The sequence below is a fragment of the Candidatus Tisiphia endosymbiont of Stenodema calcarata genome, from assembly GCF_964030695.1.
Lineage (GTDB): Bacteria > Pseudomonadota > Alphaproteobacteria > Rickettsiales > Rickettsiaceae > Tisiphia.
Genome location: NZ_OZ034911.1, coordinates 704,028 through 727,694 on the forward strand (window position 1 = coordinate 704,028; position 23,667 = coordinate 727,694).

At 35.1% G+C, this 23,667-nt stretch carries 18 protein-coding genes; 9 read left to right on the forward strand and 9 right to left on the reverse strand.

Annotated elements, in window-relative coordinates:
* The first annotated feature begins 332 nt into the window (after positions 1-332).
* Positions 333-2,972, forward strand: a complete 2,640-nt coding sequence (gene gyrA / locus ACQH1W_RS03260; RefSeq protein WP_425361197.1) for a DNA topoisomerase (ATP-hydrolyzing) subunit A — start codon at positions 333-335, stop codon at positions 2,970-2,972.
* A 35-nt stretch (positions 2,973-3,007) separates the two neighbouring features.
* Here gyrA and ACQH1W_RS03265 read toward each other — a convergent pair whose 3' ends face one another.
* Complete coding sequence (locus ACQH1W_RS03265; RefSeq protein ID WP_425361177.1) at positions 3,008-4,060, reverse strand: autotransporter outer membrane beta-barrel domain-containing protein; 1,053 nt, start codon at positions 4,058-4,060, stop codon at positions 3,008-3,010.
* Positions 4,061-4,095: 35 nt separating this feature from the next.
* Here ACQH1W_RS03265 and ACQH1W_RS03270 point away from each other — a divergent pair, with 35 nt between their 5' ends.
* Positions 4,096-5,007 carry a hypothetical protein gene (locus ACQH1W_RS03270; protein WP_425361178.1) on the forward strand — a complete coding sequence of 304 codons (912 nt, stop codon included), beginning with the start codon at positions 4,096-4,098 and terminating at the stop codon, positions 5,005-5,007.
* Between the two features lie 690 nt (positions 5,008-5,697).
* Positions 5,698-6,732, forward strand: a complete 1,035-nt coding sequence (gene queA, locus ACQH1W_RS03275; protein WP_425361179.1) for a tRNA preQ1(34) S-adenosylmethionine ribosyltransferase-isomerase QueA — start codon at positions 5,698-5,700, stop codon at positions 6,730-6,732.
* A gap of 42 nt (positions 6,733-6,774) precedes the next feature.
* Here queA and ACQH1W_RS03280 read toward each other — a convergent pair whose 3' ends face one another.
* Positions 6,775-7,044 carry an AbrB/MazE/SpoVT family DNA-binding domain-containing protein gene (locus tag ACQH1W_RS03280; RefSeq protein ID WP_425361180.1) on the reverse strand — a complete coding sequence of 90 codons (270 nt, stop codon included), beginning with the start codon at positions 7,042-7,044 and terminating at the stop codon, positions 6,775-6,777.
* 231 nt (positions 7,045-7,275) lie between these two features.
* Positions 7,276-8,136, reverse strand: a complete 861-nt coding sequence (locus tag ACQH1W_RS03285; RefSeq protein WP_375333039.1) for a DUF1189 family protein — start codon at positions 8,134-8,136, stop codon at positions 7,276-7,278.
* 105 nt (positions 8,137-8,241) lie between these two features.
* Here ACQH1W_RS03285 and tkt point away from each other — a divergent pair, with 105 nt between their 5' ends.
* On the forward strand, positions 8,242-10,266 hold the full coding sequence (gene tkt, locus ACQH1W_RS03290) for a transketolase (RefSeq protein ID WP_375333038.1): 2,025 nt from the start codon (positions 8,242-8,244) through the stop codon (positions 10,264-10,266).
* 132 nt (positions 10,267-10,398) lie between these two features.
* Here the strand turns inward: tkt and glyA are convergent, their stop codons facing one another.
* Both glyA and ACQH1W_RS03300 read right to left on the reverse strand, forming a co-directional pair.
* Positions 10,399-11,661: a serine hydroxymethyltransferase gene (gene glyA, locus ACQH1W_RS03295; RefSeq protein WP_425361181.1), complete on the reverse strand. Its 1,263-nt coding sequence runs from the start codon at positions 11,659-11,661 to the stop codon at positions 10,399-10,401.
* Between the two features lie 221 nt (positions 11,662-11,882).
* Positions 11,883-12,422: an invasion associated locus B family protein gene (locus tag ACQH1W_RS03300; RefSeq protein ID WP_341762265.1), complete on the reverse strand. Its 540-nt coding sequence runs from the start codon at positions 12,420-12,422 to the stop codon at positions 11,883-11,885.
* Positions 12,423-13,006: 584 nt separating this feature from the next.
* Between ACQH1W_RS03300 and clpB the strand changes: the two genes are divergently transcribed.
* The 4 genes from clpB to ACQH1W_RS03320 all read left to right on the forward strand — a co-directional run bounded on the left by clpB (position 13,007) and on the right by ACQH1W_RS03320 (position 18,799).
* Entirely contained in the window at positions 13,007-15,580 is a 2,574-nt protein-coding gene (gene clpB, locus ACQH1W_RS03305) for an ATP-dependent chaperone ClpB (protein ID WP_375333037.1), read from the forward strand.
* 31 nt (positions 15,581-15,611) lie between these two features.
* Positions 15,612-16,652: a mitochondrial fission ELM1 family protein gene (locus ACQH1W_RS03310; protein WP_375333036.1), complete on the forward strand. Its 1,041-nt coding sequence runs from the start codon at positions 15,612-15,614 to the stop codon at positions 16,650-16,652.
* The gene (locus tag ACQH1W_RS03315) at positions 16,652-17,434 is read left to right on the forward strand and encodes a TatD family hydrolase (protein WP_375333209.1); all 783 of its coding nucleotides are present in this window, start codon (positions 16,652-16,654) and stop codon (positions 17,432-17,434) included. The genes ACQH1W_RS03310 and ACQH1W_RS03315 overlap by 1 nt, the downstream gene beginning before the upstream one ends.
* A gap of 123 nt (positions 17,435-17,557) precedes the next feature.
* Positions 17,558-18,799 carry an FAD-dependent oxidoreductase gene (locus tag ACQH1W_RS03320; RefSeq protein WP_425361182.1) on the forward strand — a complete coding sequence of 414 codons (1,242 nt, stop codon included), beginning with the start codon at positions 17,558-17,560 and terminating at the stop codon, positions 18,797-18,799.
* 92 nt (positions 18,800-18,891) lie between these two features.
* On the opposite strand, the gene ACQH1W_RS03325 is transcribed toward ACQH1W_RS03320, so the two are convergent.
* Positions 18,892-19,356: a helix-turn-helix domain-containing protein gene (locus ACQH1W_RS03325; protein WP_375333034.1), complete on the reverse strand. Its 465-nt coding sequence runs from the start codon at positions 19,354-19,356 to the stop codon at positions 18,892-18,894.
* A 60-nt stretch (positions 19,357-19,416) separates the two neighbouring features.
* Positions 19,417-20,925, reverse strand: coding sequence for an apolipoprotein N-acyltransferase (gene lnt / locus ACQH1W_RS03330; protein ID WP_425361183.1), 1,509 nt, complete (start codon positions 20,923-20,925; stop codon positions 19,417-19,419).
* Positions 20,926-21,010: 85 nt separating this feature from the next.
* On the opposite strand from lnt, the gene ACQH1W_RS03335 reads away from it, so the two are divergent.
* Complete coding sequence (locus tag ACQH1W_RS03335; RefSeq protein ID WP_341762271.1) at positions 21,011-21,820, forward strand: enoyl-ACP reductase FabI; 810 nt, start codon at positions 21,011-21,013, stop codon at positions 21,818-21,820.
* Between the two features lie 272 nt (positions 21,821-22,092).
* Here the strand turns inward: ACQH1W_RS03335 and ACQH1W_RS03340 are convergent, their stop codons facing one another.
* Together ACQH1W_RS03340 and ACQH1W_RS03345 are read right to left on the reverse strand one after the other, a co-directional pair.
* On the reverse strand, positions 22,093-22,896 hold the full coding sequence (locus ACQH1W_RS03340; RefSeq protein WP_375333032.1) for a DUF2163 domain-containing protein: 804 nt from the start codon (positions 22,894-22,896) through the stop codon (positions 22,093-22,095).
* Positions 22,893-23,483: a phage distal tail protein, Rcc01695 family gene (locus tag ACQH1W_RS03345; protein WP_375333031.1), complete on the reverse strand. Its 591-nt coding sequence runs from the start codon at positions 23,481-23,483 to the stop codon at positions 22,893-22,895. The genes ACQH1W_RS03340 and ACQH1W_RS03345 overlap by 4 nt, the downstream gene beginning before the upstream one ends.
* Positions 23,484-23,667 lie beyond the last annotated feature (184 nt).

Sequence of the window (23,667 nt, forward strand, 5' to 3'; positions counted from 1 at the left end):
CGAGGAAGCATGAGCCGACGAAGCAATCCATAAAAGTGATTAAAAATGGATTGCTTCGTCGCTGCATCGCAACTCCTCGCAATGACGTCTCGAGCTTTTAAACTTGTCCCTATCTATTTAATTCCTTTTTTTCCCTCAACTGGGGAATCTGTTCTTCGGGTTATAGCTACACTTGGAAAAAAATAGCTTTTCCAGCTAGTCTACGCTCATTCAGCAATAGATTTTTTTCCGAATATGTAATATACTTAAACTATTCTAATTAATAAATGTAGGTTCTAACTGTGACTAATTTAGATCGTCAAAACTCAATATCTGTTAACATTGAAGATGAAATGAAGGGATCGTACTTAGATTACGCGATGAGTGTAATCGTCAGTAGAGCCATTCCAGATGTACGTGATGGTCTAAAGCCAGTGCATCGCAGAATCCTTTATGCAATGTATGAAGCATCTAATTACTTTAACAAACCTTATCGTAAGTCAGCAAGAACTGTCGGTGATGTGATGGGTAAATACCATCCGCATAGTGATGCTGCAATTTATGACTCATTAGTAAGGTTGGCACAGGACTTTTCTTTAAGAGTACTGCTCGTTGATGGGCAGGGTAATTTTGGTTCAAGAGATGGTGATGCTGCCGCTGCTATGAGGTATACAGAGTCAAGACTTGCTAAAGTTGCTCATACATTGCTGGAAGATATTGATAAAGAAACCATTGATTTTACGCCAAATTATGATGGTTCTGAAAAAGAACCATTGGTACTACCATCAATGTTTCCCAATCTCTTGGTAAACGGAACTAATGGTATTGCTGTTGGCATGGCTACCAATATTCCTCCTCATAATCTTGGAGAAATAATTGATGCTTGCTGCCTATATGTTGATAATAACGATGTAGAGATATTAGAACTTATGTCAGTAGTTAAAGGACCTGACTTTCCTACTGCTGGTATAGTACTTGGTACAAGCGGTATTAGGTCAGCTTATTTAACGGGTAGGGGAAGTATTCTAACTAGAGGACGCAGCGAAATTGAAGAGATTGCTAATAATAGACAGGCTATTATTATTACAGAAATACCATATATGGTTAATAAAGCTAAATTGGTTGAAAAAATTGCCGAACTAGTCAAGGAAAAACGTATTGAAGGTATCAGTGATCTTAGAGATGAATCAAATAAGGATGGTATTCGAGTAGTAATTGAAATAAAGAAAGATGCTGTAACAGAAGTGGTGCTGAATCAAATATATTCCTATACCCAGCTACAAACTAGTTTTGGTGTGATTATGTTAGCTCTAAGAGATGGGCTACCAGAAGTTATGAACTTAAAAGAAGTGATAGCTGCTTTTGTCAATTTTAGAGAAATAGTAATAACTCGCAGGACGATATATTTGTTAAATAAGGCTCGTGATAAGGCGCATATTTTATTGGGACTAATGATTGCTGTTAGTAATATTGATGAGGTTATTAGAATAATTAAATCTTCAAATGATCCGGCAAGTGCTAAAGAGCAACTAATGCAAAGAACTTGGGATGCGTCATCTATAATAGACCTAGTAAAACTTGTTGATGATAGGGCAATGATAGCAGATGATGGTAAATGTTATTTTACTGAAACACAAACAAAAGCAATTCTTGAAATGCGATTGCAACGTTTAACTGCTATGGAGAAAAATAAATTAGAAAATGATCTTGCAGAACTAGCTACGGAGATTAGCGGTTATACTGACATTCTAGCATCACGTGAGAAACTTCTAGATATCCTAAAAAATGAGTTAATTAGAATCAAAGATGAATTCGCTACCCCCCGGCTTACTAGCATTGAATTAGGTGACTTTGATCAAGATATTGAGGATCTTATCCAAAGAGAAGAAATGGTTGTGACCGTGACATTGGGCGGTTATATTAAACGTGTACCTCTTGCTACCTATAGAGCACAGAAACGAGGAGGAAAGGGGAGGTCAGGGCTGTCAATGAGGGACGAAGATATTACCACTCAAATATTTGTTGGCAGTACTCACACACCGATGTTGTTTTTCTCAAATACCGGGCAGGTATACAGCTTAAAATTATATAAACTGCCACTTGGTAATCCTCAAAGTAAAGGAAGACCAATAGTCAACATTTTACCTTTAAAAGAAGGAGAACATATAAATAATATTATGCCCTTGCCTGAAAATCAGGATGAGTGGGATAGTTTGAATATTATTTTTGCTACAAGCCAAGGTAACATTAGAAGGAATGATTTATCAGACTTTAAACGTATTCAATCAAATGGTAAAATTGCTATTAGGCTTGATGATAATGACCATTTAATAGATGTTAAAGTTTGTAAGGATGAAGACCATGTTTTATTGGCAACCAAAGCTGGTAAAGCTGTAAGATTCCCAGCTAGTTCAGTTAGGGTATTTAAAAGCCGTACTTCTGATGGTGTAAGAGGTATGAGGATTGCTGCTAGTGACTACGTTATTTCTATGACAATATTAAAAGGCATAGCATGTACAATGGATGAAAGAGAAGCCTATCTATCAATTCCTATAGAGAATAGGTTGTTAATAGCAGGTGGCAAGGAATTTACCCCGGAAGAATTTGGTGTGCATTTAAGTAAAGAGCAGATTTTAGAAATGGCTATTTCAGAAGAATTTATTCTTACTGTTAGTGAAAATGGTTTCGGAAAAAGAAGTTCCGCATACGAATATAGGATTACTAACCGTGGTGGTAGCGGTATTGTTAATATGGATGTGTCTGACAAAACTGGATTAGTTGTTGGAGTAATGCCGGTTGATATGTCTGATGAGTTGATGTTAATTACTAATAATGGCAAACTAATTAGGTGTAAACTTGAATCTGTACGTATAACTGGTCGTAATACTAGTGGTGTAATATTATTCAAAACCGAACAAGGAGAAAAAGTAGTTTCTACCGCATTGATTGCTGATAGCCCTGAGGAAGAGGTGGATGTGGATATACTCGAATGATAATATATAATCTGAGTTTGGTTTAATAGTTGAGCCTAAAACGATAATTTTAATTTAAGTGAACCTTGATGGCTTGAATATTTATTATTAGATGCTAAATAGTTATATACTGCCATGATTTCTGTTGCTCCACGTTTTATAGTGATAGTTCCGCCAATTTTGTAGTTGTATTTAGTAGGTTTTTCAAGCAGCAATATTTCCTCTCTGCTGCTAGATGGATATGACATGACCTGCATATGAAGCTTCTGCTGCTTATTATGCAAAAACTTTTCGACTTCCATATGCAATCTAGGAATCACTTGGGTAGTATCACTAATCTTCATTGGCATAATTACTTCAAATCCTATAAGCCCCGAAGATCTTCGGCTGTTAGTAGCAGCTACCGATAGACTTTGTCTTTCAAAGCTTGCCTCATATCCAGCAATATCCTGCCCCCCATATTTAAGCCCAATATGGGGGATAATTAAAGCTTTACCAACCTTTGATTTGTAAGCAACTACTAGCTTGCTACTATATGAGCTATTAGCAAATTTAGCTTTAGCTAGCTGGTTTTGTACTGGTAATTTTGCAGAAACATTACCCGAAGCAAGGGAAAGGAATCCTTGTAATATTAGTTTCTCAGACAAGTTAGTTTGACCATACATAAATATTACGTGGGTGTGGGCAGTAAATTTCTCAGTACGATTCTTGTATTTAAAATTAGAGAGAACATAGTTATAAGCTCCTCCAATAATGCTGCCATTAGGTAACTCTAAATCGCCTCCAATAGTTGCAGCACTAGTTCTGCCAGTATAGCTACTTAACAAGCATTTCCTATTATATTTGGTTATACCTATCGTACCACTAACCCACACATTTTTAGGAACAATATCATCTTCATCATCAGCAGCGGGTGGAGAAAGATTGTTTAGATGTTTTAAATCGCTTAATCTTAAATCAATAGATGAGTTTGCGAATTCATGAGACAAGATAATTATTTCATTCAGTGCTAAGGCAATATTTCTCACTGTTTCTTTTTGTTTTTGTAATAATTCTTCCGCTAATGCCACTGTTACCCTTGCTATCTGTGCAACTTTTTCTTGTGGCACTATAGCTTCTGCTGGCGATGTAGGTCCTGCTGGCGGTGCTACTGCTCCTCCTGCTGGTGGTGCTACTTCTCTTCCTGCTGGTGGTGCTACTTCTCTTCCTGCTGGTGGTGCTGCTGCTCTTCCTGCTGGCGGCGCTGCTGCTCCTCCTGCTGGCGGTGCTACTTCTCTTCCTGCTGGCGGGGCTGCTGCTCCTCCTGCTGGCGGGGCTGCTGCTCCTCCTGCTGGCGGTGCTACTGCTCCTCCTGCTGGTGGTGCTACTGCTCCTCCTGCTGGCGGCGCTGCTGCTCCTCCTGCTGGTGGTGCTACTTCTCTTCCTGCTGGTGGTGCTGCTGCTCCTCCTGCTGGCGGTACTACTTCTCCTCCTGCTGGCGGTGCTGCTGCTCTTCCTGCTGGCAGCGCTGCTGCTCCTCCTGCTGGTGGTGCTGCTTCTCTTCCTGCTGGCGGTGCTACTTCTCTTGCTGCTGGCGGGGCTGCTGCTCCTCCTGCTGGCGGTGCTACTGCTCCTCCTGCTGGCGGTGCTACTGCTCCTCCTGCTGGTGGTGCTACTGCTCCTCCTGCTGGCGGCGCTGCTGCTCCTCCTGCTGGTGGTGCTACTTCTCTTCCTGCTGGTGGTGCTGCTGCTCCTCCTGCTGGCGGTACTACTTCTCCTCCTGCTGGCGGTGCTGCTGCTCTTCCTGCTGGCGGTGCTGCTGCTCCTCCTGCTGGCGGCGCTGCTGCTCCTCCTGCTGGTGGTGCTGCTGCTCCTCCTGCTGGCGGTGCTACTTCTCTTCCTGCTGGCGGGGCTGCTGCTCCTCCTGCTGGCGGTGCTACTTCTCTTCCTGCTGGTGGTGCTACAACAGCTCCATCTCTCCTTGCTGGCGGTGCATGTTCTTCTATATCTACTTGCAAATGATCTTGTTGTTCTTGATGATCTTGTGGTACATATACGTGTATTGGTGGTCTTCTAACTTCGTCTCCATCTTCTCTTTGTTGTTGTACATTATTAGGAAATAGAAGTGGGGCAGGATTATGTCCTGCTCCAACTCCTTCTAATCCTGCTTGTTGTGGTATATTAGCTACTGGCACTATTGGTTGTTGTCCATCGGTTGTATCCTCCTGATTTTTTTTTGTTTTTTCTATATCCACATAAGGTTCATCAGGGGCTATATCATCATAAAATTCAGAGGAAATAAATTCAACATTCAGCTCTTCTAGTGGGAATTCATTTTGCCCTTGTGTTTTTTTACGGTTAAAAAAATTAGCCACCTTAGTTAGGTAAGAGTTGGGTCGGTTAACACCCAACTGTTTTTTAAACTGTTCAAATGTTCGTTTTTCATTAATAACCAATGGAGTATTAAAAAGTTCTACAGCCTTATGCCTAGATGAATCACCAGTTCCATATACCGTAATTGGTGGAATAATTACAGTTCCCAATGCAGATATTACAAATAGCATCTTTGCTATAAGTATTTTAACCTTAGATAAGCACATAGAACCTGTTTTAATAGGTTAAAATACAATAATTGGTATAGAATAGTAGAAAAGAAACCTATAATTGTCTAGCTAATATTACAGTAACACAAGGGATTTGTGAAATAATCATTGACGAGCAGATTATATTAAAACATAATCGCCCCCAAATTTATATGAGAGGTACAATGAAATTATCTGATTTTGATTTTACCTTACCGACTGAATTAATAGCTCAGAAACCAGAAAAAAAACGAGATGAGTCTAATTTGTTGGCAGTAGCACCAAATAAAGACTTAGTGCAGAGCAAGTTTTATGATATAATTGACTATCTATGCCCTGGTGATTTAATGGTGTTTAATGATAGTAAAGTTATTAAAGCCAAATTGCTATTGAATAAAGATGGAAAAAAGATCGATTTATACCTAAATAAGCCAATAAATAATAATTGTTGGCATGGTTTTGCCAAGCCTTCAAAAAGACTTAATGAAGGAGATCAATTTGATTTTGGTTGTAATAAGATTATTATAAGTAAAAAACTTGTAATGGGGCAGGTTGAGGTCGAATTTTTTCTAGATAATCTCTCAGTTTTTGAATTTTTAGAAAAATACGGTGAAATCCCGCTACCTCCTTATATAAAGAGGCAGGAAAATTTACTAGAAGATAATAATAGATATCAAACAGTCTATAGTAAAAAACTTGGAGCAGTAGCCTCTCCAACTGCAGGGCTACATTTTTCTGATGAATTACTTGCATTAATTAAAGCAAAAAATATTGAAACTGCTTTTATTACTTTGCATGTTGGGGCAGGGACGTTCCTACCAGTTAAAACTGAGGATATTGATCAACATAAAATGCATTCAGAATATTATCATATAGATAAAAAAACTGCAGATATCATTAATAAGGCAAAAAAAGAAAGCCGACGGATAATAGCCGTAGGAACGACGTCCTTACGGGCGTTAGAAAGCAGTAGCATTGATGGACATGGACAAATACAAGACGGAGAATTTGAAACAACCATTTTTATTAGACCAGGATTTAAATTTCAAATTGTTGATATGTTAGTTACCAATTTCCATTTGCCAAAATCCACATTATTCATGTTAGTTTGTGCCTTCGCGGGTTATCAGGAAATAACTGATATCTACAAATATGCTATAGATAAAAAAATGCGGTTTTTTAGTTATGGTGATGCAATGCTTCTTTATAAAAAGCTATAAGAAAGATAAGAATTAATAATTATTCAGATTAAACCTAAAGTTTTATTTTCCATAATATATATTATAGAACAGTTTGAAGAATAAGCAATTTACTATCACCATGTCATCATTTAATATTTCATGATGACAGTTAGAATCTGTAATATTATCCAATAATATATCTAATTCTGATGTTTCTGTACTGATAATCAAATAGTTATCAGCTGTTTCTAAATTAACAAATGTACCTTGTTGAAAATGTAACTTATCAGCTAGATGTTTAGGAATTCTAATTCCCAAGCTATTTCCCCATTTTTGGATTTGAGTTTGCATAATATCATTAATATTGTTACTGTATAAACAAGTATATACAATACAAAGTTAAAAATTCTTTTTCGTCCATTGCAAGGCACAACTGTCAAAAGTTCAACAAACGTCATTGCGAGGAGCCACTTTAGTGGCGACGCGGCAATCCAAATTACTTATTATATTTTTTGTGGATTGCTTCGTCGGCTCATGCCTCCTCGCAATGACGTTGAAGAATTTTGTGTGCATCACCTAGCCCTATTTACTTCGTATTTGCAACATCCCCAAAAAGAGTAAAAAATAGGCAAACATTTGTATAAAAAATAGCATGCTACTCAATGCTGGTAAAAATATAACAATAATAGGTTGTAATAAAATAGTCACTCCACTTGAAAATAATACTATCCTAGTGCATGTTTGCCAAGAGGATTTAGGCCCAAAATAATTAGTTAACAGATATACTAATATGATAATAAAGATTTTTTCGAATAAAATCATTATAAAACGATAGACTATCATTATTGGCATTAAAATGTAAATAAATACCTTCGGTGCTTGTGTAAGTATCTCGGAGAAATGCTTTTTAATGACTTCTTCAGTTAAAATTTTTCGATCAGAAGTAAATAATTTAGAATATCCAATACTAAATGCACTCTTTTTTTTATCAGTTATTTCAATCGTAGTAAGGGTTATATTATTGCTACTAAAGAGGAGAGGAACTTTAATTTTCTCGCTATAAGGTAGTTGATTCTTTGAGTCTATAACAGCAATTTTATTACCATTTTCATCAAGTAAATATATAGGTTCATCTTGATCAACTGAAATTTTACTACCATCATAATAGATTTCTGGTAACTGTTTTAATATATATTCAATAGTTGTGGTGCTTTTTGTAGAGCGGTTTTCAGTAAAATAATCCGTCAAAGCCAACAAATAATTAAATATAAAAAGACAAAAAATCAATGATGATATAAAAGATACAGTAAATATGTACTTAATTCCATACCCTGTATATGATCTATAAACATCTTGGTAAAAATTTATTGAACTGATTGATAACCGTAATTGATGAAATAAAGTAGTAAACCACGAGAAAACGGATAATAGTTTTGTTGTCATAATATCTATTTTGATGTAGATTCATAAAAAATTTTTATCAATATATTCCAATTCTTGAAACTAGAAAAGTATATATCTTTTAACATAAAAGCGATATTTATCATAATGAAGTTTAATAAAATACCAAAATATTCAGAAGAATATTGCAAATTAAGTGACTGTATTAGAATTTTAGCAAGTGATAGCATAGAGCATGCTAAGTCAGGGCATCCGGGTATGGTACTTGGCATGGCAGATGTGATGACAGTTTTAGTGTTTGATTTTCTTAAATTCAATCCTAATGATCCAACTTGGTTTGACCGTGATCGCCTAGTTCTATCAGCTGGCCATGGTTCTATGTTACTTTATAGTTTTTATTATTTAACAAATTATAAAAATTTTCACTTAGAAGATTTAAAACAATTTCGCAAATTACATTCAAAAACTCCTGGGCATCCAGAATATGGGGCATATGAAGCTATTGAGGCTACTACAGGTCCTTTAGGTCAGGGATTTGCTACTTCAGTGGGTATGGCTATTGGTCAAAAAAAATATCAACAAAAATTGGGCAAAGATCTTAGTGACCATAAAATTTACTGTATAATTGGAGATGGATGCCTAATGGAAGGTATAAGCTACGAGGCTGCTTCTTTAGCTGGGCATTTATGCCTTAATAACCTAATAGTTTTATTTGATGATAATAAAATTTCCATCGATGGCTCTACCAACCTTACCGTATCTGAAGACCATTTGCTTAAATTTACTGCCATGGGTTGGATTACCGAATCTATTGATGGACATGATTTTGAGCAAATTAATGCCAGCTTAACTAGGGCAAAAAATTCTGATAAACCCTACTTCATTGCCTGTCGTACTTTAATTGCCAAAGGTTCTATTAACAAAGTAAATTCAAATGCAGCCCATGGTTCGCCCCTTGGCAAAGACGAAGTTAAATTGCTAAAAGAAAATTTAGGTTTTAAGGATGAAGAGTTTGGTCTGCCAAAAGAATTAAAAGACCTATGGGGCATCGCTTGGCTAAGAAATCAAGTAAGTTATAATAATTGGCAGGACAACTTTGTTGATATAAGTCAAGAACAAAAAGCATATTTTGCTAGACCTAATATCGATTGTTCTTTTCTTGATAATATCCCTATCCCGGTAAAAGATGAAGCAACCCGTAGTTCATCCGGTAGAATTGTAGAAGAATTAAGCAAACTATCTGATAAAATTATTTTTGGATCAGCTGATTTATCATTATCCAATAATATCAAAAATAATCATAGTAAAGTAATCAGTAAAGATGATTTTAGTGGTAACTACATCCATTATGGTGTTCGTGAGAATGCTATGGGTTCTATCATGAACGGACTGTCATTATCAGGATTTTTGCCTGTAGGTGCTACTTTTCTAGCCTTTTCTGATTATATGAAGCCAAGTATGCGACTTTCTGCTATTATGCAGCAACAAGTAATCTATATAATGACTCATGATTCAATCGGTGTAGGAGAAGACGGGCCTACTCACCAACCAGTTGAACATCTAGCAGGCCTCCGAAGCTTACCAAATATGATGGTACTACGTCCTGCAGACTATATAGAAACAGCCGAGTCTTGGCGAATTGCACTATCTAATAAACAAGGTCCTTCTGTTCTTGCTTTAACAAGACAAGCTGTCCCTCAAGTTACTAAAGTTCAACATAGGGAAAATCAAATAGTTAGCCCCATCAGTTTACAAAATTTATGCTCTAAAGGTGGGTATATATTGTTAGGGAATAATCAAGAAAAAGTAGATGTTGCTATCTTTGCCACAGGTTCTGAATTATCAATTGCTCTAAAAGTACAAGAGCTGCTAACTAACCATGGTTTTAAAGCTGAGGTCATATCAATATTATGTTTTGAGCTATTTTTTAAACAAAAACCTAGCTATATCCAAAATATTTTATCTAGGGGTAACTTAAAAGTGGCTATAGAAGCTGCAAGTAGCTTCGGCTGGCATCGAATCATCGGAGAAAACGGACTGTTTTTTGGAGTCGACCAATTTGGTCTATCTAGTTGTTCTGAAGAGCTATACTCATATTTTGGCCTTACTCCTTCAAATATCCTAGAAAAGATTATTGCAAAAATTAAGGAAATGAAAGGGAGTTATAGCTAACCTAACCTGAGTTTGATGTAAGGCATCGGTTTAATAGTTTAGGGTGTCATCCCACAACTGTTGAAAGTTTACAAATACCTATACCACAGCGTCATTGCGAGCGTAAGCGAAGCAATCTAGGAAACAATATGTTTAAACATAAATCGGGAAATTATCTACTAATTTTTTAACTTGCTTGCGAGTTTCTTGCTCACAATCACTATTATCTTGCGTAGCTTTCAACCCATCTAATACGTTGCAAATCATCTCGCCAACTTCTATAAACTCCTTTTCTTTGAAACCTCTAGTGGTGCATGCTGGAGTACCAAGCCTAATACCAGAAGTAATGAACGGTGAAGTTGTATCAAATGGTATAGCATTTTTATTACAGGTTATGCCGGCTCTTTCAAGTGAATCTGCGGCCATCTTACCAGTTATACCATATTTTCGTAGGTCCACTAATACTATATGATTATCAGTGCCATTAGTTAAAATATCATAGCCTCTTGCCATTAAACTGTTAGCAAGAGCTTTTGCATTACTCATAACCTGTTTTATATAAAGATGATAATCTGGTTGTAAGTTTTCCAAAAACGCTACTGCTTTTGCTGCAACAATATGCATTAACGGTCCACCTTGCATGCCAGGAAATAAAGCAGAATTTATCTTTTTGCCCAATTCCTCATCGTTTGAAAGAATAATACCACCACGTGAACCACGCAGAGTTTTATGAGTAGTAGAGGTAACAGCATGAGCATAAGGTAAGGGGCTTGGATGTTCCTCTGTAGCAACAAGTCCGGCAATATGAGCAATGTCTGCTAGCAAATATGCCCCTACTCTATCAGCAATTTCCCTAAATTTGCTAAAATCTAATTGACGTGAGTAAGCAGAATAGCCGGCTATAATCAATTTAGGCTTATGCTGCACGGCCATTTGCTCTATTTGTGAATAATCAATTAAGAAAGTTTCTTTATTCACCGAATAAGATACAGAGTTAAACCATTTGCCAGACAAGTTAGGGGAAGCACCATGAGTCAAATGTCCCCCTGTATCTAGCGACATACCAAGTATGGTGTCATGTGGTTTTAATAGGGCTAAAAATACTGCCTGATTAGCCTGAGAGCCGGAATGAGGCTGAACGTTAGCATAGTTACAATTAAATAGTTTTTTTACTCGTTCTATCGCCAAAATCTCAGCTTTATCAACCTCGTCACAACCATTATAATAGCGTTTTCCAAAATATCCTTCAGCATATTTATTGGTAAGAACTGACCCTTGTGCTTCTAATACTGCCGGGCTTACAAAATTTTCAGAAGCAATCAATTCGATAAAATCATGCTGACGCTTTTCTTCAGCATTAATAATTTGGTATATTTCATTATCTGTTTCAGATAATTTATTAGGACAAATACTCATTGGGATAACCTATAAGAAGTAACTAATTTTTATCCCGAATTGGCTTTAATATAAGAAAAAATGCATTTTAAACTAATAGACATATATGTCTATTAGCGAGCGAACGTATGTGAGCGTGGCAATCCATGAAGCTTGTCATATGGATTGCTTCGTCGACCTACGGTCTACTCGCTAATAGACGGTTTTAGGCTAAAATTTTTTCGGTTTAGCTATAACTTAATTTACTTCAACGCTTTCAAGCCTTCTTCAAGACCTTTCGTAGAGAGTGGAAGATTTACTTGTTGACCAGCTGAATTCATTATCCCCACGATAGGATTAGCATCTTTTGATAAAATATCTTTAAGATCTTTATCTGATATTTCAACAACAGCCTGACAAGAATCTTTTGTACAAGTAACGTACTTACCTGGAGCAACTAATTTTTGGGAACTAATAATTGACGTACCTGGAGCAACAGAAACATCAGTAGGAACTATTTGTATCATTTTTAAACTTTTTGCCTTACCACTACCCAAATAACCTATTTGATACACAGCTAACACTTGTTGTTTACCATCTTTATTAGTAGAGTTAATTGCTTGACTTAAAAAACAGACCTGTTTTTTTTCAGCATCTGTGGTGCAGTTAACTACCCAATCTGAAAATTTTTGTCCCTCTTTAACCGCAGCATCAACTCTACTAGGATTACCCAAAAATAGTCCCAAACCCATTACAGCAAGACCAGCTGTAACAAATAATGATTTTTTAATACAGTTTGTCATAATTCTACTTATTTAATTATTTATATTATTAGCGGGCAATGACAGATTCGAGCTGCCGCCCTTTCGTAAAAGCAAGGATGTCGTAATTTTGACGCCTAATCTCTCTTTTTCAGTCCTTAAAACCTAGTCCTTAAGATTTCTTCGCTTACTCGAATTTAAGGACTAGAGGATATCTGAATTTAATATATTTGTCAATCTGTTAAAATAAGTGCTAGTTTAGCATCGTTTTCATGACTCAAACCATGATTCAAACATTTTCGGGTTAGTTATAGCCCCACAACTATTGAAAGTTTACAAATATCTATACCACAGCGTCTATTAGCGAGCGTAAGCGAAGCAATCTAGGAAACAATCTAATAGATAAATGATGTTACTGGATTGCTTCGTCGGCCTTACGACCTTCTCGCTAATAGACGTATAAGGAAGCTGTATTTACTAACTTTCAACAGTTATGGTTATAGCCCCTTGTATTATTATTAATCATTAATTATATAAAATATTAATATAAAATACTTAGTGGGGTCAAATAGTATGATATATTCTAGTAAAGTTTGATCTAATTTACAATTTATAAGGTTATTGAAATGGACATGAATAAATTTACTACACATACAAAATCTGTCATCTCTAATGCCCAAAGCTTAGCAGCAAAAAATGATCATCAGCAACTATTGCCATTACATATACTGGCGAGTTTGTTAAATGATGATAGCGGCATTATTACTAATCTCATTAATATTTTGGGTAGTAGCTTAGACAATTTAAATAAAGCTGTAACTATAGAATTAAACAAAATCCCAAAAGTACAAATTGAGGGAGGAGGACAAATTTATTTATCATCGGAAAGCTTAAAACTACTTAATAAAGCCCTAGATATTGCTAAGGATAATGCTGATAGTTTTATCACTATTGAGCGAGTTTTTGAAGCATTATCGTATGACCAAACACCTGCTGGTAAAATCTTATTGGATAATTCAATAACTAGTAAAAAAATAAACGCCGCAATTCTGCAGTTAAGAAAAGGTAAGAAAGCAGATAGCGAATCTTCTGAAAGTACTTACGATGCCCTAAAGAAATATGGTAGAGATGTTACTGAGCTGGCAGAACTTGGTAAACTTGATCCAATAATTGGCAGAGATGAGGAAATTAGAAGAACCGTACAAGTTTTATCAAGAAGAATGAAGAGTAATCCAGTGCTGATAGGAGAGCCAGGAGTTGGTAAAACAGCCATAATAGAGGGGTTAGCTCAAAGAATCTTTAGCCAAGACATTCCGGAAACGCTAGCAAATTGCCGTATCATTGAACTTGATATGGGAGCTTTAATTGCTGGAGCTAAATATCGCGGAGAATTTGAAGAACGACTAAAAGCGGTATTAAACGAGATTAAAGAATCTAGTGGGGAAATCATTTTATTTATTGACGAACTACATCTTTTAGTAGGAACTGGCAAAACAGATGGAGCTATGGATGCATCAAATTTACTAAAACCCATGCTTGCTAGAGGGGAACTCTATTGTATTGGTGCTACCACCCTAGATGAGTACCGTGAATATATCGAGAGAAATCAAGCGATTGCTAGAAGGTTTTTGCCAATTTACGTTAGCCAGCCAACAGTAGAAGATACTATATCAATTTTACGTGGTATTAAAGACAAATACGAATTACATCATGCTGTAAGAATTGCTGATAGTGCTATAGTTGCTGCCAGCACTTTATCTAATAGATATATTACTGATCGTTACTTACCAGATAAAGCCATTGACCTGATTGATGAAGCATGTAGTCGGTTAAAAATAGAATTATCTACTAAACCGGAAGAATTGGATGAACTTGATCGCCGTATTATTCAAATAAAGATTGAACTAGCAGCTCTAAAAAAAGAAAATGATGAACATTCAAAAAAGAAAATTATCCTCTTAACAGATGAATTAGAAAAACTTGAATCTCTTTCTTATGATATGAGTGCTAGCTGGCAAGCTGAAAAATCAAAAATACATATTGAGCAAAAATTAAAAGAGGAGCTAGAAAAAGCTAAAGCAGAACTTGAACGAGCAGAAAGAAGTAGCGATCTTGCACGGGCTAGTGAGCTAAAATATGGTATTATTCCTGATTTGACTAAGAAACTACAACAAGCAATAGAAGGAGGAGATAACAAACTATCAAAAGAAGTCGTATCGGAAAACGATATAGCTATAATCATCTCTAGAATTACTGGTATACCGATTGATACAATGCTATCAAGCGAACGTGAAAAACTACTAGCTATGGAAGATAAACTTCGCAAGTCAGTGATCGGTCAAGATGAAGCTATAAGAGGAATCAGCGATGCCGTACGTCGATCTCGTGCTGGTTTGCAAGATATTAATAGACCACTTGGGTCATTTTTATTCTTAGGCCCAACTGGTGTTGGGAAAACTGAACTAACCAAAGCTTTAGCACTTTTTTTATTTAATGATCGTAACGCTATTCTCAGAGTTGATATGTCTGAATATATGGAAAAGCATTCGATATCACGTTTGATTGGAGCCCCTCCAGGATATGTTGGTTATGAACAGGGAGGAACTTTAACAGAAGCAGTGCGTAGGAGACCTTATCAAGTTATTTTATTTGATGAAGTAGAAAAGGCTCATTCAGATATTTTTAACATCATGCTGCAGATTTTAGATGAAGGACGACTGACCGATAGTCAAGGGATAACCGTTGATTTTAAAAATACCATTATTGTTCTTACTTCTAACCTTGGAGCTGAAATACTTATTAATCAACGAGAAGAAGATGATCAACATAAAATCAAAGAACAAGTAATGGAATATGTACGAGCCGTATTTAAACCTGAATTCTTAAATAGGCTAGATGAGATTATTCTATTCCATAAACTAAGTCGTGCCAACATACATGATATTGTTAAAATACAACTGGATAATCTGAAAAAAATTCTTTTGCAACAAAATATTATATTGCAATTTGATGAATCAGCTATAAATTACCTTGCTGATAAGGGCTATGACTCAATGTTTGGTGCTAGACCATTAAAGAGAGTTATTCAACGAGAACTACAGAATCATTTTGCCAAAATGATTCTTTCGAGTAGTATCATGAGCGGTGATACGATAAACATAAAATCAACTAATGGTCAACTGGCTATTAATAAGGCTTGAGCTAGGAATAATAATATAGATAGAAAAAAATATGATAGATACTACTAAACCTAAAATTTGGGTACTAGCTGACAGCTGCGTAGGTAACGTTAATCAAGCCATAGCTCTAGCAGAAAATATCAAGCTTGGTTATGAATTAAAACCTATTGAATATAATTTTTGGGGTAATTTACCAAATTTCTTACTCCGATTCAGCCCTATCCATGTAAAAAAGGAACTATTACAATCGTGGGAAACTATTACAGACAGGCAAGGATTCCCAGACTTAATAATTTCTGCCGGGAGAAGAACTGCTTCTTTAGCAAGTTATTTAAAACATAAGTCTAATGGTAGAATAAAAATTGTTCAAATTATGCACCCTAACCTACCGCTCAAGCAATTTGATCTAATTATTTTACCACACCATGATAAAGTTAGTAAGGAAGAACTAAATATGTACTCAAGTGATTTGAGTATATTGAGAATTACTGGGGCTCTGAACAATGTCCAAGCAAAAATACAGGATGGTGGCATTGAATTACGTAAAAATTATCCAAAACTTGGGAAATTTATCTCAGTAATTATCGGTGGTAATAGTAAAAATTATACTTTTACCGATGATAATGCTTGTCAAATTGTAACAATATTATCTAATCTTATACAAAAAAGCAAAGAATATAGCTTGTTTATTAGTTTTAGTAGACGCACCCCCAATTCAGCAAAAGAAATTATTAAAAACAATGTATCTTCCTCTGCTATTATTTACGATCCAACAGAGGAAAACACTAAACCTAACCCTTATTTTGGTATGTTATCACAGGCAGATTACATAATTTCCACTGCTGATTCGATTTCAATGTGTAGTGAGGCAGCCTCCACTGGCAAGCCTCTTTACATATTTTGCCCTAATAATTTTAAATTACCTAAACATCTATCGTTTATACAAAAATTGGTAGAATTAGGAATAGCGAGAATATTAGACGAATCTGTAACTCAGCTTGAACAGTATAATTATGTCCCACTTAATGAAGTAGAAAAAATTGCTAATATAATTGCTAATAGAATAGTCTCAAAAAATTGGATACGCTCATGATATTAATTGACTCTCATTGTCACCTTAACATGTTAAAAGAAGATTTATCGGCAATAATAGCTCGGGCTAAGGATAATGGTGTTCAGTACATGCAGACTATCTGTACTACCCTTGAGGAATTACCAGTTATTTTAGAAATAACCGTAAAATACGGCAATATATTTGCCTCATGCGGTGTTCATCCCAATGAAGTCAAGGAAATTGTCTCGTACGAAACTATTATGGAATATTGTAATCACCCCAAAATTATTGGTATTGGTGAAACTGGTCTTGATTATTATTACCAAACATCCGACAAAAATAAACAGATTGGGTCTTTTGAACAGCATATACAAGCATCTCAAAGTACCGGGTTACCAATTATAGTACATACAAGAGAAGCAGAAGAAGACACCATTGATATTTTAAGCAGTGAAATGCAAAATGCACCATTTACCGGTCTTATTCATTGCTTTACCTCCTCAGAACATTTGGCAAAAAAAATGCTTGATCTTGGTATGTATATATCGGTTGCTGGAATTGTAACTTTTAAAAATGCAGCTAGTTTACAGGATATAGTACGTTATATTCCACTAGATAGATTATTAATTGAAACAGATTCTCCTTACCTAGCTCCTGTTCCAATGCGTGGAAAACAAAATGAGCCAGCCTTTGTTAAATATGTAGCAGAAAAAATAGCTGAAATAAAGGAAACAAACCTAGAAATAGTAGCAAGTGCCACTTCCAAAAATTTTATGTCTTTATTTACTAAAACACATCTTATATATTCAACTACTGTTTGAAAGGAAATTATCACATATTGCTAATAAAAATAATATATCTTTAGATCAGATTTATTTACATAATAGACTAATGCGTATGATGTTGCTAATAGTTAATAATCAACTTTAATTAATGAGTTAAATATGTTTACCACCTTATTGAAGTTACTACCTCCTACTCTATATCAATATTGGAACATATTGGTTAATTCTGTTAAATCTTTTGCTATGGTTCTAATATTTATGTTACCAACGGTGTACGCTCAACCACAAGCTCAACCTGAAATACGAAAAATTGTCCCACTAAAACTAGAAGCTGTTAATCTTGGTCAAAGAATTATATGTTATCGCCCTACAAGGCATGGTATACCAAATATGACTGTTACTAAGCTAGGTGATAAAGTTATTGCCCATAATTATGGTCATAGTGGTAGCGGTTGGACATTAGCACCAGGAGCTATTGCTTATGTTAATGAATTATTGCAAAAATCAGAATATGCTACTGATTTAAAACCTGATACTCCCATTACTATTATCGGAGCTGGTGTTATGGGGTTATGGAGTGCTTATGATCTGATTGAAAAGGGGTATAGTAACATCACTATTATTGCTGACCAATTTGATGGACTGGCTTCTAATAATGCTGGTGGATTGCTTAAGCCTTCTTTCATGGATTATCCACCAAATGCAAGACCCATGATGAATAAAATAGCTGTTAATGCTTATAAAGTTTATTCTGCTATTGCTAAAAAACAACAGAGTAATTTTATAGATGGAGCTGTTATAATGCCAGCTTACTTTCCAACTAGGGAAGAATCAGATCTAGAACCTTATGTAACTGCCGGGGTAATGCAACCAGCCAAAGATGTAGTACTTGATTTTGGTAATGGTACAACAAGAGTTATGGTAGCTTACGATGACGGAATTCTGATCAATGTACCAAAAATGATGATAAGTTTGACAACTTATTTAAAAAATAAGAAAGTACCTTTTATTAAAAAGAAAATTCAAAATTTTGCAGAAATTAAAACTAAATATATAGTAGATTGTACCGGTCTTGGTGCTAAAGAGCTTGATAATGATAATGCAATGACTCCTGGCCAAGGACATTTAATTATGTTAAAAAACCAAGATCCTGAAGATGTGAAATATTTAATTTCAGTTAATTTAGGTAATGGTAAAACTAGTTCTGGGCAAGCAGTAAATTGGTATTTTTACATGCATCCAAAGCATTTACCTAGCAGTAGTGCTGATGATGTAGGGGTTATTGGTGGAACATTTATTGAAGGAGCTACACCACAAACTCCCAATGAAGAACAGTTTGATCTGATAGTTGAAAGAGCAAGGAGTTTTTATGATATTGATGCTAGTAAAGCAAAAAAATAACCCTAGCTACGCGAATTCGGGATAAGAATTAGTCAATTCTTATCCCAAATTCGATAGTTGACCAACTTGTAAAGCTAGTTAATTACTACGGTTTATATTTGATTACCTTGAGATGCTACTATTGACTTAATCAGTTCAACTATTTTCTGCCTAATATGTGGATTTTGAATCTCGGTAAATCCTTCCACAAGATAAGATACTTCTTTTTCTGTATCGTATTTTAAAGGTACTAAATACTCTGCTTTATCTTCAGCAATAATATTATTTACAAGACTATTGTTGTCTTGCTTACCAAATAGGTAATCCTCTGATACCTCAGTAGTTTTAGTCATATCAAGAAAATATTCAATAGATACATTTAATATTTTTGCAAAAAAATACAATATACTGCCAGCTATGGGGGTAGTAGCATTTTCATATTTTTGTATCTGTTTTACACTAAGATTAATAGCTTCACTCAATTCTTGTTGGCTCATGCCGAGCATTATACGACGCTTTTTTAAACGCATACCTACAATTATATTTATTCTTTCTTTTGATTCATTATATTTATTCATTGTTATAATAATTTAATATTTCTCTACCTATTGCAACTAATGATAGTATAATATTCTAGCTTAATCAAGTAATTTTTTATTGATATTAATAATATTTTTTATTAAAATGTAACTAATAAGGGTAGTTATTATTGCTAACAAGGCACATATATCTCCAAATTGTGAATATAAAGTTTCAAATTTTAGCTTGTTAGGAAGTAAGTTATCTATATAACCTACTTCATTGATGTGACGTTGTTGAATAATTCTGCCTACGGGATCTATTACAGCCGATATACCATTATTAGCCGTTCTAAGCATAGGAAGACCGTTTTCTACACTACGCATACGACTAATCTGTAAATGTTGGTATGAACCAGTGGAGTTTCCATACCATGCATCATTAGTGACATTAATGATCACATCTGAGAGTTTATTACTCGTTCGGACAAAATTTGGAAAAATTGATTCATAGCAAATAAGTGGTTTTATGGTTATATTAGGTTTATCAAGACTAACGAGCTGTCTATCTCCTGCGGTATAATCTAACAACCCAGCGGTTAATTTCTTAAATGGTAATAGCCATTTGAGAGGCATATACTCACCAAATGGTACTAAATGAGATTTATGATACTCAAATAATTTATTTCCCACTTCTGTTAAAGCGTATAAACTCGTATAAATTTCAAAATCCTCCCCGTTCTTACCATTATTTGTTATACCACCAGTAATTAAAATTGCCTTTTTAATTTTTAGCATCTTTAATATTTTTATTTTGATTGGTTGGTAATCATGCGGTACTACCATAGCAGCTTCCGACCATATAATTAGGTCTACGTTGCCCGGCTCTTTAGACAATGCGATATGAAGATTAAAATTTTTCCAAAATTCTTCAACGTCCCACTTAGCAATTTGTGGAATACTTGGCTGAACTAGTCGAACTTTTATATTTGAGAAGCTGGTAGGATTGTTGTGTAGCTTTAATAAACCGTAGGAAGTTATTAGAGCGATTATTACCAATGAATTTGCTAATAATATTTTTAATAGATTATATTGTTTAGTAAAGATATGATAAAAACTAGTTGATATATATATTACAATAAAACTTAACCCATATATTCCTATGATACTAGAAGACTGAATTAGAATATCAGAAAATGAAAAAGCATATCCAAGCAAATTCCATGGTAACCCGGTAAATATCCATGATCTTACCCATTCAAAAAATACCCAATAAAGGCAAAAGATAAACTGATAAAAATGATGACTCTTGGCTAGGAATCCGAAACCACAGGTTGTAGCAATGAAACAAGCCAAAATAATTGGTAGGCCAAATAATGCCAGTGGCACTGCCCACCAAAATTCATCAATATAAACAGTAACCCCTATACTAATCCAGTACATACTGACTAAAAAATGCCCATAGCCAAATATAAAACCTAATATAGAAGCTTCTTTCCAGCTATTAGCAATTTGTACTTGATAACATAGCAGTGCCAAGGCAAATAATCCAGGTATAAAGAAAATTGGAGCAAAAACTAAAGCACTAATCATACCTGAAATCAGGGTGAATATTTTGGATGAGAACATTAATGTTACTTTGATAAAAATTGTTTACAAAAATATACATCATGCTATTGTTTGGGCAAGGTTTTAATAAAAATAAGGAATATATATGCAAGTTAAAGTCACTGCTTTGCTTGATGGTAAGAAAGGATTAATTACAGGTGTCGCTAATAATTTATCAATATCTTGGGCTATTGCTCAAATTGCCAAAGAACATGGTGCAAACTTAGCCCTTACCTATCAAGGAGAAGTGCTTGAGAAACGCGTTATACCACTTGCTGAAGAAATTAAGTGTGATTTCGTTGTTCCATGTGATGTAACAGATGAAGAATCACTTGATAATTTGTTTAAAATTATTGAGCAGAAGTGGGGCAAACTCGATTTTTTGGTTCATTCTATAGGTTTCTCTGACAGGAATGAATTAAAAGGCAGATATATAGATACCTCATTGTCTAACTTTCTTAATACCATGAATATATCATGTTATTCTCTAATTGCCTTGGCAAAACGTGCAGAACCTTTGATGAAAGACGGTGGTAGTATCCTTACCCTAACTTATTATGGCTCACAAAAAGTAGTTCCTAATTATAATGTCATGGGACCTGCTAAAGCTGCGTTAGAATCTAGTGTAAAATATCTTGCAACTGATATGGGATCAAATAACATCCGAGTAAATGCCATATCAGCTGGTCCTATAAAAACTCTAGCATCTAGTGGTATTAGTGATTTCAAAACTATGTTAGCTCTCCATGAAGCTGCATCGCCGTTACGCAGAAACACTTCTCAGCGTGATGTTGCAGGGGCTACATTATATTTGCTGAGTAACTTAGCAGAAGGAGTTACTGGTGAAATACATTATGTAGATTGTGGCTATAACACTACAGTAGGGATGGGTAAAGGTTCTAGTAATTGCCATTAACTATACTGAATTTGATATTTAGACCATAGTACTCTACATTTTTATTTCACTACTGTTAAGGAATCTTCCGAGCGTCATTGCGAGAAGCCGCTGAAAGCGGCGACGCGGCAATCCAAGATACGGGAAGCGTTACTCTAAAAAAACAGCTTCGCTGTTTACCTAGATCGCCACGGCATCTAACGAGCCTTGCTATGACGGTTTTTTAACTTTTAACAATTATGACCTTACGCTCTCCTCGCTAATAGACGTGTAGAGATGGTGTATTCGGTTTCCTAAATCACTTTGATAAAGTTATCATCAGGAATCAATGGCTCTCCTCTGAAATTTACTGCATTGTTGAACTTATTGCAACAAGTTGTAAATTTTTTATCACAACCTACAGTAAGTAAAACAGTTTTATTATGCTTCATACTATCGGGAATTGTTTTATCCAATGTAATTAAATTCTCAGAATGACTAAGGATTTTACTATAAAATTGAACATCAGCTTGACTATTAGCTAAAATAGCATCCCCGTAATTGAAATAACCATTTTCTTTATCAAGGTTTGAGATAACCATAATTCTACCAAACATTTCCTTAATATTATATATCTGACTATAAACTGTTTTATCTATTTTGCATTTCAAATCACCAAAATTAGCACGACAATTCTTACTAAAAGATTGCAGTAACGACTGATTATATACATCTATATTTGGCTCTAAACGTAAAGTAAAATCCAAATCTCTTTTAGTATAAGTGATGCAGCGATAAGTAACAAAATGCCTACAAGAGTTAGCAAAACAAACATATATCTTGACCATAGCCTGGGCTAAATCATAATGTTGCTTTACTCCCTCATTCTCAAAAACTCCTTCTAAGATAATGTAATTCTGAGCAGAATCATTAAATCCTCCTTCCTTTAAAGTCATTCCAGAATTCGGAACAAATATTACATCATCAATTGATAAAGATCTATCAGATTCGGTAAGATACAGATCAAGACTATCTTGTAGTTTTATATGGAAACAATAAGTAAACCCCTGTAATTCAGCTATGGGATTATCAATATTTTCTGCTAAAGCTACTGTCATATAACCTCCAATAATTCTATGGGAGATAATTCTATTGACCCATCAGAAGAATAAAAATACTCAAAACTATCACTAGCAAATCGCACAGCTACATCAAAAATAAAATTACCTGTCAAAATTTGATCTTTATCTAATGGTTTTGGCAAGGTTACTACTCCAGTATTATAATCAACTTGCACCTCTGTATTGATATCATTAACATAGAATTCTCCACTAGCAAATACCGGTTTACTAATTATCCTAGCGTAGGGCAAAATTGGGTCTTCATATAGTTTAACCAGTTGGAATTGGGTTAATTCCCCATCACCTTTGCCAATAATTTGCCTTGATACTTGATAATCGACATTATCTCTAAAGCGGAAGGCAAAATTCCCTCCCCTTCTTGCTCTAAAGAAAGAACTAAACTGTTCAAATTCGAGACTACTCAGACGACAATTTTTAATCAAATATTTTTGTTTAGCATATTCTCTATCTAAATTTCTCACTTCCCTGCCCGATAATGTCATAGCACAAGAAGTAGCAAATTCTGGTCTGCCAACAGCAAAAGTTTCAATAAATTTTGGCATACGTATATCATGAAAATTCATAATTTCTCCTATAAATACGCGAATTCGGGATAAGAATTGACAAATTCTTATCCCAAATTCGGTAAAATTATAGATTGCTTCGTCGACCTACGGTCTCCTCGCTAATAGACGTTTTATAGACGTATATGTCTATTAGCGAGCGAACGTACGTGAGCGTGGCAATCCATGAAGCTTGTCATATCGA